Raw genomic sequence first — 14,571 nt, 5'->3', positions numbered from 1 at the left:
CCTCCTTATGGAAGTCGAAAGAGGCAAGGAATGTTTACGTTTTTGGTCAAGCGCCTGGTGCAGGCACTGGTAGTGATGTTTGTGATCAGTCTGGTGGCGTTTGCTATCCAGGACAATTTAGGCGACCCGCTGCGTGAGCTGGTGGGGCAGTCTGTGTCGGAAGCCGAGCGTGATGCGCTGCGGACTGAAATGGGCCTCAATGATCCCTTTATGGTGAAGTACGGCCGCTTTATTTCGAAAGCCGTTCAAGGGGATTTAGGCAACTCTTATTTCTTTAAGCGTCCGGTGGTGGACGTGATCCTCGATAAACTGGTGGCAACGCTGGAGCTGGTGTTTGCTGCATCCTTAATTATTGTGGTGGTGTCGATCCCGCTTGGGGTTTATTCGGCCATACACCCAAACAGCGCCCTGACGAAAGTGATCATGGGCTTCAGCATCGTGGGGATTTCGGTTCCGGTTTTCCTGACGGCGATAATGCTGATGTATGTTTTCTCTATTGAATTCGGCTGGCTGCCGTCGTTCGGGCGGGGGGAAACGGCGAACGTTCTCGGGTGGAACTCTGGTTTCTTTACCCTGGATGGTCTGGCACACCTGATCCTGCCAAGTATCTCACTGGCCTCAATTATGCTGCCACTCTTTATCCGTCTGGTTCGTTCTGAAATGCTGGAAGCACTGAGTACCGAGTATGTGAAATTTGCCCGGGCCAAGGGCCTGGCACAAAACAAGGTGTACTACCAGCACGCGCTGAAAAACACCATGCTGCCGGTCATCACCGTGGGTGGTGTTCAGATTGGTACCATGGTGGCTTATACCATTCTGACCGAAACGGTGTTTCAGTGGCCGGGCACGGGCTTCTTGTTTCTGGAAGCGATTAATCGGGTGGATACGCCGTTGATCACCGCTTATGTCATTTTTGTTGGCTTGATCTTTGTGGTGACGAATACCCTGGTGGACCTGCTGTATGGTCTGATCAACCCAACCGTGAACCTGACTGGCAAAGGAGCGTAATCATGACGACTAAGACGACCGACGCGCCTTCACGCTGGCAGCGTTTTATGCATTCGGATTTCATTTATTTCTTTAAGAAAGACAAAGTGGCGATGGGCAGCTTTGCTGTGTTTATGCTCTTTGTACTGGCGGCTGTATTTGCGCCGTTGATTTCACCGACGAACCCTTACGATCTGAACAGTATCGACATTATGGATGCCGAACTGGCGCCGTCCTGGATGGAAATGGGGGATACCCGCTTCCTGCTCGGTACGGATGATCAGGGCCGCGATATTCTGTCGACCATGATATACGGTTTGCGAATCTCGCTGGCGATTGGCTTGTTTGCAGTCGCGCTGCAGCTGTTTATCGGCATCATCGTTGGCCTGTGTGCCGGTTATTTTGGTGGCCGGGTCGACAGCTTCCTGATGCGGATTGCGGATGTTCAGTTATCGTTCTCAACCATGATGGTGGCGATCATTGTCTCGGCGATCTTCAAAGCCAGTTTCGGCAGTGATTTCTACAGCCAGTACGCGATTGTGATGCTGGTGGTGATCATCGGGATTGCAGAATGGCCGCAGTATGCGCGAACGGTTCGTGCATCGGTGCTGGCTGAGAAGAAAAAAGAGTATGTGGAAGCGTCTCGGGTGATGGGCCTGAAATCGCCGCGGATTATGTTCCGTCATATTCTGCCGAACTGTTTGTCGCCCATTCTGGTGATTTCTACCGTGCAGGTTGCGAATGCCATTATGTCGGAAGCGGCGTTGTCCTTCCTGGGGCTGGGGATGCCTGTGGATCAGCCATCTCTGGGTTCCTTAATCAGCATCGGGTTCAACTACATCTTCTCTGGTTCCTGGTGGATTACGGCCTTCCCGGGCATTGTGCTGGTGACGCTGGTGCTGGTGATTAACCTGCTGGGTGACTGGTTGCGAGATGTCTTTAACCCGAAGGTTTACAAAGGCTAAATTTTCCCCGGTATTTTATTTTCCTTCCTCTAGCCCCTGTTTTGCAGGGGCTTTTTTGATCAGTACCCTTGTGCTCTTTTGTGTCAGATGAATGTATCAATGATCTGTTTGCCTGAATGGGGATTGCATGATTGTTGCGACCGCTCGATTGCACGGACGAACTGACACTGAATCCGAATGATGTGAAAGGCGAATCAGAGAAAGCCTTCAGGATTTGTTTGCTCAGTGGGTCGGGCAGCTACCTGCTGTTGCATGTCAGGTTTGGAAATAGTGTTGTTCTCCCAAGGGGTTGTTATCCACATGTCTCATGCGCAATCAGATTGTGATATTTGAGGATAGGTGCAGTCGTTTTATCCGGCGGGATGTCGGTAATCTGACTGTGTTGGCAACTTAAGGTTGGAGTGGCCCGAAGAGGTTCGTGATGACTCATGATGATTTGGGAGGGAACGAATACGAGCGGGGTTACTTTGCTCGTACTCTGGTGTTGAGCCGCAAAGGGCACCATCAGGTTTTGGGATGAGGAGACGGAACTTTACATGGTGCCGACACCAGCCTGGCGGTGTCTTTCGGCCCCATCCCACAGGAATGTCTGATTGATAACAATAAAAAAGCGGCTGGGTTTCCAGCCGCTTTGATGAGATCTGAAATTCAGGTGTTTGTTTAGAAAATCAGGTGCGCCATCAGTGCGATAACCGGCAGGGTGACCAGCGTACGCAGGATGAAAATGGCAAACAGTTCCCAGGCTTTCACCGGGATCTTACTCCCCAGCAGCAGGGCACCGATCTCAGACATATATATCAGCTGGGTGACCGACATTGCTGCAATCACAAAACGCGTTAGATCGCTCTGGATATCGGCTGCCAGAATTGCAGGCAGGAACATGTCAGCAAAACCCACCACAATGGTTTTCGAGGCTTCAGCCGCTTCCGGAATTTGCAGCAGCTCCAGCAGTGGAATGAATGGCTTGCCTAACCAGTTAAAGACAGGGGTGTACTCGGCTACAACCAGCGCCAGCGTACCAATCGCCATGACCACAGGCAGAACGCCGAAAACCATATCAATCGCCGCTTTTACACCATCGTTGACGACTTTACGCAGACTGGTGACTTTACCGGCACGCTCAAACGCTTTCTCCAGACCATAGCTCATCACGGTATGGCCATTTGGCAGGGCATCCATATCTTCAGGCGCAGCCGTACCGCAGACATATTCGTCGCGCTTGCGGCTCAGTGGTGGTAAACGGGGCACGATCACCGCGGCAACCACACCCGCAATACAGACAGTGGCGTAGAACGGCAGGAACATGTGCTCCAGTTTCACCTGTGCCAGCACGACCAGGCTGAAGGTAATGGAGACAGCAGAGAAGGTTGTCCCGATCACCGCTGCTTCACGCTTGGTGTAGAAACCTTCTTCGTATTGTTTGCTGGTCAGCAGGACGCCTACACTGCCATCCGCCAGCCAGGATGCCATACAGTCGATGGCGGAACGGCCCGGCAGTTTAAAGAGCGGACGCATGATCTTGGTCAGCATGGCACCGAAAAATTCCAGCAGACCGAAGTTGGTCAGCAGCGGCAGGAAGAATCCTGCACACAGGAAAACGGCAAAGAGGACTGGCAGCAGATCGTTCAGCACCAGACCACCTGTATTGCCATTATAAATTTCAGCCGGACCGACTTCGAAGAACGTCATGTTCGCGAAGACTGCACCCAGTATTTGAACGATGAACCAAGGCAGGCTTGGTTTAAACAGGTTGGCAAGAAAAGGCTTACGTTCAATAAAACGAGGTTTGGTCAGGCGAACTAAAACTGAGCACAATGCGGTCATGGAAATGACGGTTGTGACAATCGCTGTCAGGCTGCCTTCGAACAGGCTCTGAATGCCTTTGGCCATCAGGGCAATCGGGATGGTAATGTCGCCATTGATACTGATTGGCGCCATAAATAGCAGGACACCGATGAGGGACGGCAGAATAAACATGAGCCAAGGCGCATTACGAGTTTTTGCGCCAGTTATCACTTGTTCTGACATAGTGGACCTTTAAGTAACTGATACAACGTGTTTTTATGATGACTAAGTGAATAGAGTCAGCATGAACATGCAGTTATTGGTAATATTATTCAAATGCAGGTTACATTTTTTATTGCTGTAATGGAATACTTTGCTGAAAGGATCGTCTAATTATTCATTGTAAATTAGAGGTTATGATAAGTAACTCACGTTTAACAACGATAAATCTTGCATTACATTCTGCGCTTATGTTCTCGCGCAAGAAGTTTGGGGGCAACCTCACTGTCAGTGATTTTGTCGTTGTTTAGCGGGATTGTGCTTATATAATGACCGGGCTTTAATACTTTTTTGACATTCTCACAGCAAGTAGTTACCAGACATGATGAAAATTAAATTGCAGGGACTTTCACTGGCCGTTGCGGCAGCACTTTCAGTGAGCGCTTTTTCGAGTCAGGCCGCTGTTAATGGTGCTGACGCGCGAAGTGTTGGTATGGGAGGCACAGGGGTGGCGTCAGCCAGTTATCTGACCGCCGCTTTTTATAACCCGGCGTTGGTTGCCCATTATCAACAAAGTGATGATTTTGGCGTGCTGCTGCCAGCCGTTGGTATCAGCGTTCATGATCCGGATGATTTGAATCAGAAAGTGGACGACTTCCAGAAAGTGAACGACCAGCTGGAAGCCGCCATTGATAATAGTCACGGTGCACCGGTTTCAGACGCGCTGGTCAACGAGTGGAAAGCGGCGTTGCTGGCAATGGATGAAGGCAAGCTGAAAGCAGACATCAGTGTGGGGGCTGCTGTTGCTGTCCCGAATCGCTATCTGAGTATGAGCCTTTTTACTCAGGCACAGATTGTGAGTTTGGCAAAAGCCAATATCGACCCGGCCGATCTGGCGGGTGTGGACGGGACGAACCCGCCAGATATGGATAACTTGCAGTCTGACGTGCTTGGCATTGCGGGTGGTATCGTTGATGTGGGCCTGGCGATGGGGAAATCTTTTGATTTGCCGATGGTCTCCCTGCCGGAGCAAAAAGTGTCTGTCGGCTTCTCACCAAAAATTCAGCAACTGATTGCGGTCAGTTTCCAGAATACGGTCAGCCAGTTCGATGACAGTGACTTTGATTTCGAAGAAGAATACCGGGATGACACGGCATTCAACCTGGATGTTGGTCTGGCTTACCAGCCGATTCCAGCTGTAACCGTCGGCTTCAGTGGCCGCAACCTGTTCAAGCAGGAGCTGGAAACCAATACCCCGACGTCACCTGCGGGTAAAACTGAGAAGTTTACGGCCAAAACCCTGCTTGTGGAGCCGAAATACACCCTGGGTGTGGCCTACAGTAACAGCTGGTTTACCGCGGCGGCAGATGTCGATTTGAACGAGCAAAAATACTTTAAAGAGTTCGATCTGGCCACGCAGTATGCCCGCTTTGGGATGGAGCTGAACGGTTGGGACTGGGTACAGCTGCGTGCCGGCTATAGCCTGAGTCTGACTGATTCTGCGAAAGACACCATGAGTGCCGGCCTGGGTCTGAGTCCATTCGGAGTGATGGGCGTTGATCTGGCGCTGCAATATGGCGCAGACAACAACTACGGCGCAGCCTTGCAGTTCGCTTTCACCATGTAATGGCGAAGGATCTGTCCTGAAAAGAAACCCGTCACAGTCTGACGGGTTTTTTTATGCTTTTTATCAGAGACGATGCAGGGTCAGAGACCCTGAATGTGTGCGCTGCTCTATCCGCCATTCAGTCGTTGAACAAGTTGATCAAATTGGTCACGCCGTTTTCATCACAACCACTGCGGCAATGACGACAAAAATGCCAGTCCAGCCCAGCGGCGTCAGCCGTTGTTTGAAAAACACTGAACCGCCGATGGCTGTGCCCAGAATGCCAATTGCACCCCATGAGGCGTAGGCAACAGCCAGATCAATTTCTTTCACAGCCTGTGCCAACAGGGTAAATGCGGTGAGGACCAGCACAACCGAAGTTGCTCCCCAAATGCGATGCCTGAAACCATCGGAGCGGGTAAGTGCCATATTGGCGGCAATATCGACGATGGCAGCCAGCACCACAAAGCCAAAAGACAGGGTAAAAAACTGATTCATGACCAACTTCCTGAAGACATGGACTGCTGGGATGTCTCAGTTTTTGAGACAGTGGTTTTGTCTGTACTGAGTTGTTGTTCACCCAGTGTGACCATGACAATGCCCACCACCGCCAGACCCAGTCCGAGTAGTTCCTGTGGATTTAAATCGGCGTCAAACAGCAGAAGAGATGCCAGGGTAATCAGAGAAATGCCCAAGCCCTCCCAGACAGCATACGCCACGCCAATCGCAATTTTTTTTGCGGCTAGAGACAGAAAGTAATAAGACACGGTGATCAGCAGGTACATGATCCCGTAGCCCCACAATGAATGTTGCTGGCCAATAAAATTCATCGTGCTGGTGCCTGCAACCTCAGAGGAAATGGCCAGCAGTAGAAAGATTCGTGCAATAAACATGCTATACCCGACAATGAATGAACATAAATGGATAGCAAAGGATTGCCAGGCCCTGAAGCACATAGAGCGCATCAGAAATCAGAGGTGGTTCCGGCGGGCAATGCTTTGCAATACAGGGCAAGATTAGCCGTTTGTCGGGGCAGTGGACAGGTATATGAGATATTCAATTATGAATATCTCTAGGGGCGACCGGGCGCGGACTGAAAGCATTCGTTTATCACACGATGCAAATGCTGGTGGAGCGGATGATTGCGGTTCGACTGAATAAAGCCGCCAGAAATGACAAATTCGCTGAACGCCCGGTTGACTGCTGGCATTGGGTAGGCGACCAGTTCCGGAAAGAGCCGGATGGTACTCTGACTTGCATACATAATGGCATCCGTTTCCAGCAGCAGTTGTGCTGCGACACGCAGACTGTAGGTTTTCAGCAGTACATTCGGCTGATAGTCCATGCGCTGGTATTCCGACTCGACCGTACACAACGGATTATAGGATGCGGGTGCGGGCAGCGAGATAATGGGGAGCTGCGCCACGGTTTCCCAGTCATTGGCGTCTTTGTGCAGCGACAGGGTCGGGTGGCCCTGGCGGGCCACAATCATCCGCTTTTCAGTAAAAAGCGGGCGCATGTATATGTCTTTCGACAGCGCGGTTTCCTGATCCAGAATGCAATAGTCATGCTGGCCTTCCAGCATCTCGTCCTGACTGTAGTTGTTCCAGCTTGAGAAAGTGAATGTTGCTTGGGGAAACGCCTGATGACAATGCCGGATCAACTGTGGGCCTTGTTCATCCAGCAGGTAAGGATCGATCACCAGTGACAGATGGCCATCATAAGTGTCGGCACTGAAGTCTTCAAACTCCTTCAGTACCTTTTCAATCGGTGCCAGGATGTGATCGAATTCTTCCGCCAGGCGCTGTGCCATCGGCGAAGGCTCAACCCCATGGGGTTTACGGACAAAAAGCGGATCATTCAGGGTTGCCTTCAGGCGTGCAATGCCCCGACTGGCACTGGGCTGCGACATGCCCAGGTGCATCGCAGCAACTTTAATACTTCGATGGTCGACCACGGCTTTGAGTAAGCGCATGAGATTGAGATCCAGAGCATCGAGCTGATGGGCCATAGGTTTGCCTGTCGGTGATTGTTTGGGGAAAAGTTCAGTGATTGTAATCTGCCGGACGAATCAGGTCACGGGCTCGTCGGTCATTGAATGCAGCGAGGGCAGTGCGGGATTGCGTGTGAAATGATGTGTCTTCGCAAGAAAATCAATGAGGTTCATTCGACGTCAAGGAATCAAAAATGAAGGTAATAAAAATTGAAATGAGATTGAGTGGTTTTATGTTGTTTGAATTGATTTATATTTTTTGAATTATTTTCTATCGAACTGAATTGCCAGAAATTATTTATGAAACTCTCCTGCGTGATTTATGTTTTCCTGCTAGGTCTTTTTCAGATTTCTGGTCGTGAATCACACTTTCAAAATAATAAGCGACTATACATAGCTTTGAAATACAAAAGGGGCAACAGAGAAGAGGGTTGGCTTTTATCTCTGTCTGTGCATTTTAGTAAGAACTTTCAGGTGCTTATTATGGCTAGGACGGTATTGGATGGGTTTTATCAGCAATTATCTGAGAATAAAGATAAAACAGCCATCGTGTATCAAAATCAGCAAGTCACATATCAGCAACTTAATGAATTCAGCGATCAACTTTGTACCTTTTTAAAAACAAAAGGGGTTCAGTCAGGTCAGATGATTCCAATAATTGCGCAGCGAACACCGAATTTCATTATTGGTATGATGGCTGTGATAAAGGCGGGCGCAAGTTATATTCCGATCGATGCGGCTTATCCGAAACGGCGTATTCAAGAGATTCTCCATCAGATCAATGCGAGGGTTGTCCTCACCACAGATTTATTTTCAGATTTGAATGTAGAGATAAACCCAGACTGTCTGGTGAATATTGAAACGGCCAAACACATGATGGTTCCTGGTCACGGGAATGGTAATATCAGCCCTGACGATCTGGCTTATCTCATTTTTACTTCAGGCACCACAGGCAATCCGAAAGGTGTGATGATTCCGCATTCGGCTTTGCAGAATCTGGTGGCCTGGCATAATGCGCATTTTGATATGACGACAGATGCCCGGACGTCATGGATTGCCGGGATCAGTTTCGATGTGTCTCAGTGGGAGCTTTGGTCGGCGTTAACCTGTGGCGCAACCCTGTATATTCCGGAGCCAGCGATTCGTCAGCAGCCCGATCGGTTATTGCAGTTTTTTGCGGATCAGCAACTCACGCATGCGTTTGTGCCAACGGTCTTTATCGAGCCGATCGTTTCGCTGCCGCAACCGGAGCATCTGGCGCTGCGCTATTTGTTTACCGCCGGTGAAAAGCTCAGTCCGGTGAATTTATCCCGGGTGGATTACACCCTGATTGATTATTACGGCCCAACCGAAGCGACGATTTTTGCAACCGGCCAGCAGGTTCCATGCCGCAGTCTGCACCAGCCGGAGTCCATTGGCCGGCCAATCGCTGGCGCTGAGGTGTTCATCCTGGACACGGAACACCAGGAAGTCGATGCCGGTCAGTCGGGCGAGCTTTGTATTGCCGGCCCCGGTTTGGCGGTGGGTTACCTGAATGCACCAGATCTGACTGCTGAGAAGTTTGTCTGGCTGCCTCAGGTGTCTGATCAACGACTGTACCGCAGCGGCGACCGGGCACGTTGGTTGCCGGATGGGCGGATTCAGTATCTTGGCCGAATGGATGATCAGGTCAAAATCCGTGGCAACCGGATTGAACTGGGTGAGCTGGAAGGGGTGACTCAGGAGCTGGATGAGGTCAAACAGGCCGTTGCTCTGGTCGCCCACCCGGACAATCCGGCGCTGAAGAAAATTCTGATGTTTGTCCTCGCCAATACCAAAGACAGCACTGTGCTGAATGCTTCGATCCGGCAGCAGATTGACAAGTCACTGCCTGAATATTTTCAGCCTGCAGCCATTGTGCCGGTGACACAGTTTCCGTTAACCCCGAATGGCAAAATCGATAAGAAACAACTGCTGAATCAATACCTCGCACAATTGGAACAAGCGGATGTCATTACTGCTCACCTGTCAGAGAGTGAAGCACAGATTGCCGCGATCTGGCGCGAACTGCTTGGCAACCGGACATTTCTGCCCGGTGATGCTTTCCTGGATGTCGGGGGCGATTCTTTGCAGGCTGTTCAGCTGGCAACGCTGATCAGCACCCGGCTGGGGGTTCAGAGCTACGTCAGGGATATCTATGATTATCCGACCTTACAGCAACTGGCACATGCCATGACCCGCAGGGCGAACGAACTTCCTTCGGAATTGGAGGGGGAACCGGTTCGTGAACTGCATCAGGATGTGAATTTACCGCCGGATGTGCAGATCAATCCGGTTTTTGACACTCAGCAAATCCTCGCGCCTCAGACCATTCTGCTGACCGGGGCCACGGGGTTTATTGGCTCGCATCTGCTGGCAGAACTGTTGCGTACGACTGCCAGCCAGATTGTCTGTCTGGTGCGGGCGACGTCCGCTGAAGCCGCCATGACCCGGCTTCGCTCTGTCCTGACGCAGTACAGGATTGATCTGACAGAAGCACTGCGACAACGAATTCATGCAGTGCCGGGGGATCTGGCAGAACCTGATTTTTCAATGGACTCAATGCAATATCAAGCCTTATGTCAGCAGGTTGATCTGGTGTACCACTCGGCCAGTGCCGTGAACTTCATTCAGCCGTACTCTTATATGAAGCATGACAATGTACAGGGGCTGAAAGAAGTCATCCGGTTTGCATCCAGGGTCAGAACCAAGCCGCTGATCTTGTTGTCGACGGTTTCGGTTTATAGCTGGGGGCACTTATTCACCGGGAAAACCGTGATGGATGAAGCGGATGATATCGACCAGAATCTGCCGGCCGTGGCGAGGGATATCGGTTATGTGCGCAGTAAATGGGTGATGGAGAAAGTGGCGGATCTGGCCGCTGCACAAGGGCTGCCGCTGATGACTTTCCGGCTGGGCTATGCGACGACGCACAGTCAAACCGGGGTGGCTGCAGATTATCAGTGGTGGGGACGCTTGGTGAAAACCTGTCTGCAGCTCGGTTGTGTGCCGGATTTGAGCGATTTCCATGAAGGCCTGACGACGGTGGATTACATGGCCGCCGTCATTGCACATATCAGTCGTCACCCGGAAGCACTGTCGCTGAAGTTTAATCTGGTTCATGAAGCGGCAAACAACCTGAAACTTCCGGAGTTCTTCCGGCGTCTGGGGGATGTTTGTGGCACTGATTTTCAGGTCTTGCCTTACCGGGACTGGCTGGCTTTGTGGGAGTCAGAGCCTGAGACGCCGCTTTATCCGTTGCTCAGTATGTTCAAAGACCGGGTTTATCAAGGGCAGTCGACCGTTGAGCTGTATCAGAAAACCTACCAGTGGGACTGCCGCAATGTGAAGCGCTTCCTGCAAGGCAGTCACATACAGGAACCGGTTTTTAACCCGGCACTGTTCAGGCGTTATCTGGCACAGTCGATTCAGTCAGCAACGGCGGACTTGTCTTTGGTGTAGGGGCGGGTTCGTGCGCCTGGAATGACAGCGTCAGCGATTTCTGAAAATGCAAAATGAACGGGCATGAATGACTGGATCATCATGCCCGTATAGTGTTATTTGTTGCATACTGTTTTCGTTTCCATCCGATCGAGCTGACATGGATATTGAATACTTTATCGACCATCCCATGATTCCGTTTCCGGAAGGTTGTTTAGTGGTCAAGAATAAGCGCCATCAGATTGTTGCCAGTAATCCCGTTCATCTTCGAATGTCGGGGAAACACCATCATTCAGAACTGATTGGCTTAACCGATGAGGACATGCCCTGGCATCAGGCTGCGCCTGTTTTTCAGATGTATGAAGATGACGTGATGGGCGGCAGACAGTATACGCTCTGCCACCTTATCCGGGATGCTGCGGGCCAGTTGCATCATTTCCTCATCCGGAAAAATATTATCCTGGATGCGGCAGGCTGCATCAGCGGGACCGTGACGCATGCAATCCCTTTACAGGCGACCTCAATGGCGACTGATTTTCGATTTCACTGTCTGGATCTCGGTAGCATCAAAGATGAGCGGTTGCGACAAGTCTGCTGTTGTCTGTCGGACAATCCGGCCAATCCACAACCTCTGAACCTTTGGGCGGCGAAGGTGGGTGTTTCATCGCGTACGCTCGCACGGCTGTTTCAATCTGAGCTGAGCATGACGTTTGTTGCCTTTCGTCAGTCCCTGCGTATTTACCGCTCACTGCCGGATGTACTGCATGGCAAGCCGTTGAGCCGCGTGGCGCAGGACTTCGGGTACAGCTCTCAGTCGGCCTATTCAAAAATCTTCAAGCAAGTCATGGGGGTGTCCCCGAAACGCTTTGTGGCAGCAGAGGTTTCCCCGGCTTCCCTGTCATGATATCCGCAGGAAGCCGGGGGGCGAATCAATCAGTCAATCGACGCCGATTCAGTCAGCCATTGCGCGATCTGGTGGGCGAAATAGGTCACAATCATGATCGCGCCGGCACGCTTGAACCCCATCATGGTTTCCAGCACGGCTTGTTTTTCATCGAGTAACCCTGCCTGGGCCGCGTGTTTGAGCATCGCGTACTCGCCGCTCACCTGATAGGCTGCCAGCGGTAAATCCGTGTGCTCTCTGAGGTTTCTGAGCACATCCAGATAAGGCGTGCCCGGTTTGACCATTAAGATATCAGCGCCTTCTTCCTCATCCAGCCGTGCTTCAATCAGCGCCTGACGACCATTGCAGGGATCGGCCTGATAGGTTTCCCGGGTGCCATGCAGGGTACATTCGACCGCACTGCGAAACGGGCCATAAAATGCAGACGCAAACTTAATGGCGTGCGCAAGAATGCCAACCTGCGTGAATCCGGCTTCATCCAGTCCACGCCGAATCGCGCCGATCTGACCATCCATCATGGCCGAAGGCGCCAGCATATCGGCACCGGCTTGAGCTGCGGCGATACACTGTTTGACCAGATTGTCGACGGTCAGATCGTTGTGGACATCCTGCTCTGAAACCACACCGCAATGCCCGTGGGTGGTGTACTCGCAGAAACAAATATCCGGGATCACAATCATCTCGGGTTGCGCGTCTTTGATTTGTCGGATCATCCGGCAGAGCAGGCCATCCGGATTCCAGGTGTCGCTACCGCATTGATCTTTGTTGTGGGAGATACCAAACGGCATGACATAGCGAATCCCCTGCGCATAAAGCGCATCAATTTCCTGCCTGATCGCAGATTCCGGGATGCGGTGGATTCCAGGCAGCGCGGCAATCTCTTTCGGCGATGTGATGTTTTCTTCAATAAACACCGGTTGGATCAAATCGCCGACAGAGAGCGTGTTTTCGCGAACCAGCTGGCGGATAAGCGCATTGGTTCTCAGGCGTCGTGGCCTTTTCATCAGTGTGTTTTGCATGGTGAATTCACCGGAACGGGTAGGGAATGAATGTGTCACAGCATGCCGGACGCCGCAGCCCCCGTCTTCTTCATATCAGACATGTTTGGGTGCAATTGGGACATGGCAGCGGTGAACGAGCCGATGAAGGTGTGTGCACAAGCCAGTAAAAAAGCGATACACCATAAACAGTGTATCGCTTTCTTTTTATTTGCAGATGTCAGTTGCTGGCAGCGCCTATCAACGCATGGTCACAAACTCTTCCGAGCCGGTTGGGTGGATGGCAACCACGCTGTCGAAGTCAGCTTTGGTTGCGCCCATCTTCATGGCGACGCCGAAGCCCTGAATCATTTCATCGACGGTGTAGCCGATGCCGTGCAGGCCGACGACGGTTTCTTCCGGACCGGCACAGACAAGTTTCATTTTACATGGCTGGCGATTGCTGGTGACGGCGGTGTACATGGCCGTGAAACCGGATTTGTACACTTTTACGTTGTCTTCGCCGTACTGAGCGATGGCTTCCTGCTCAGTCAGACCGATGGTGCCGATTGGCGGGTGGCTGAATACCACGGTTGGCACCAGTTTGTAGTCCATTTTCGCTTCTGGCTTGTTGTTGAACAGGCGCTCAGACAGCTGGCGACCCGCTTTCACAGCCACAGGGGTCAGTTCGATACCGCCTTCCATAATGTCACCCACGCAGTAGATGCCCGGGACGTTGGTTTGCTGGTATTCATCGACCTTGATGTAGCCTTTGTCAGTGGTTGCAACGCCGGTCGCTTCCAGATTGATCTTATGGGTGACCGGATTCCGGCCAATCGCCCAGATCAGCAGGTCGGTGTTATGAGACTCGCCGTTCTCGAAGTGCAGCGTGATGCTGCCGTCGGCTTCTTTCACCACTTCTTTTGGCACAGAGTGTGTGTGCAGTGTCGGGCCTTCGTTGTTCATCACTTCGACCAGGGTTTCGACAATCATCGGGTCGAAGCTGCGCAGCGGCGATTCTTTACGAACGAACAGGTGGGTGTCTGTGCCCAGTGCATGCAGCACACCGGCGATCTCAACGGCAATGTAGCCAGCACCGATCACGGCAGTGCGTTTCGGCTGTGCGTTCAGCTCGAAGAAACCGTTGGAGTCGATCCCGTGCTCGGCACCCGGAATGTTCGGAATGGTCGGCTCACCGCCCACGGCAATCAGGATGTGGTCGGCAGTATATTGCTGGCCGTTCACTTCGACGGTTTTGGCATCAACAAATTTGGCAAAGCCATGAATGACTTCAATTTTGTTGTTGCCCAGAACGTTTTCATACGCCTGGTGGATACGGCCGATGTAGGCTTCACGGCTCTCAACCAGGGTAGACCAGTTGAAGTTTTTCACTTCTACATCAAAACCGTAGTCTTTGGCATACAGATGCATGGCTTCTGCAATCTGGGCACCGTGCCACATCACTTTCTTTGGCACACAGCCAACGTTGACACAGGTTCCGCCCAGGGCTTTGGCTTCAATCAGCGCGACTTTTGCGCCATACATTGCTGCGCGGTTTGCCGATGCAATTCCGCCGCTGCCGCCGCCAATACAGATGTAATCAAAATGCGTTGCCATGACTTTTCTCTCTATGCTGTGAAATCTTAGCTGGCGGACAGTGTATACCTAAGTCACTG

Annotated in this window: 11 protein-coding genes; 5 read left to right on the top strand and 6 right to left on the bottom strand. The window is 51.6% G+C overall.

Annotated elements, in window-relative coordinates; translation table 11 throughout:
- The first annotated feature begins 30 nt into the window (after positions 1-30).
- Both EA58_RS06450 and EA58_RS06445 read left to right on the top strand, forming a co-directional pair.
- Positions 31-1,008 carry an ABC transporter permease gene (locus tag EA58_RS06450; RefSeq protein WP_036750487.1) on the top strand — a complete coding sequence of 326 codons (978 nt, stop codon included), beginning with the start codon at positions 31-33 and terminating at the stop codon, positions 1,006-1,008.
- 2 nt (positions 1,009-1,010) lie between these two features.
- Positions 1,011-1,952, top strand: coding sequence for an ABC transporter permease (locus tag EA58_RS06445; protein ID WP_036750485.1), 942 nt, complete (start codon positions 1,011-1,013; stop codon positions 1,950-1,952).
- 660 nt (positions 1,953-2,612) lie between these two features.
- On the opposite strand, the gene EA58_RS06440 is transcribed toward EA58_RS06445, so the two are convergent.
- Positions 2,613-3,980 (bottom strand): YjiH family protein, encoded by a 1,368-nt coding sequence (locus EA58_RS06440; protein WP_036750482.1) that lies wholly within the window; start codon positions 3,978-3,980, stop codon positions 2,613-2,615.
- Between the two features lie 358 nt (positions 3,981-4,338).
- Here EA58_RS06440 and EA58_RS06435 point away from each other — a divergent pair, with 358 nt between their 5' ends.
- Positions 4,339-5,583: a conjugal transfer protein TraF gene (locus EA58_RS06435; RefSeq protein WP_036750479.1), complete on the top strand. Its 1,245-nt coding sequence runs from the start codon at positions 4,339-4,341 to the stop codon at positions 5,581-5,583.
- Between the two features lie 147 nt (positions 5,584-5,730).
- Here the strand turns inward: EA58_RS06435 and mdtI are convergent, their stop codons facing one another.
- The 3 genes from mdtI to EA58_RS06420 all read right to left on the bottom strand — a co-directional run bounded on the left by mdtI (position 5,731) and on the right by EA58_RS06420 (position 7,573).
- Entirely contained in the window at positions 5,731-6,060 is a 330-nt protein-coding gene (gene mdtI, locus EA58_RS06430) for a multidrug/spermidine efflux SMR transporter subunit MdtI (protein WP_036750476.1), read from the bottom strand.
- A complete protein-coding gene (locus EA58_RS06425) occupies positions 6,057-6,455 on the bottom strand; it encodes an SMR family transporter (protein ID WP_036750472.1) in 399 nt (132 codons plus the stop codon). Before EA58_RS06425 ends, mdtI begins: the two co-directional genes overlap by 4 nt.
- Before the next feature lie 179 nt (positions 6,456-6,634).
- Positions 6,635-7,573 (bottom strand): LysR family transcriptional regulator, encoded by a 939-nt coding sequence (locus EA58_RS06420; RefSeq protein ID WP_036750469.1) that lies wholly within the window; start codon positions 7,571-7,573, stop codon positions 6,635-6,637.
- 465 nt (positions 7,574-8,038) lie between these two features.
- Here EA58_RS06420 and EA58_RS06415 point away from each other — a divergent pair, with 465 nt between their 5' ends.
- Together EA58_RS06415 and EA58_RS20845 are read left to right on the top strand one after the other, a co-directional pair.
- Positions 8,039-11,035 carry an amino acid adenylation domain-containing protein gene (locus EA58_RS06415; RefSeq protein WP_036750468.1) on the top strand — a complete coding sequence of 999 codons (2,997 nt, stop codon included), beginning with the start codon at positions 8,039-8,041 and terminating at the stop codon, positions 11,033-11,035.
- Positions 11,036-11,174: 139 nt separating this feature from the next.
- Positions 11,175-11,918, top strand: coding sequence for an AraC family transcriptional regulator (locus tag EA58_RS20845; RefSeq protein ID WP_161781019.1), 744 nt, complete (start codon positions 11,175-11,177; stop codon positions 11,916-11,918).
- A 29-nt stretch (positions 11,919-11,947) separates the two neighbouring features.
- Here EA58_RS20845 and hemB read toward each other — a convergent pair whose 3' ends face one another.
- On the bottom strand, positions 11,948-12,937 hold the full coding sequence (gene hemB, locus EA58_RS06405; RefSeq protein ID WP_036750465.1) for a porphobilinogen synthase: 990 nt from the start codon (positions 12,935-12,937) through the stop codon (positions 11,948-11,950).
- A 219-nt stretch (positions 12,938-13,156) separates the two neighbouring features.
- The gene (gene gorA, locus EA58_RS06400; protein WP_036750462.1) at positions 13,157-14,512 is read right to left on the bottom strand and encodes a glutathione-disulfide reductase; all 1,356 of its coding nucleotides are present in this window, start codon (positions 14,510-14,512) and stop codon (positions 13,157-13,159) included.
- Positions 14,513-14,571: the final 59 nt, after the last annotated feature.

Origin of the sequence: Photobacterium galatheae (assembly GCF_000695255.1) — a bacterium.
Classification (GTDB): domain Bacteria; phylum Pseudomonadota; class Gammaproteobacteria; order Enterobacterales; family Vibrionaceae; genus Photobacterium; species Photobacterium galatheae.
This window is presented reverse-complemented; position numbering and strand designations above follow the sequence as displayed.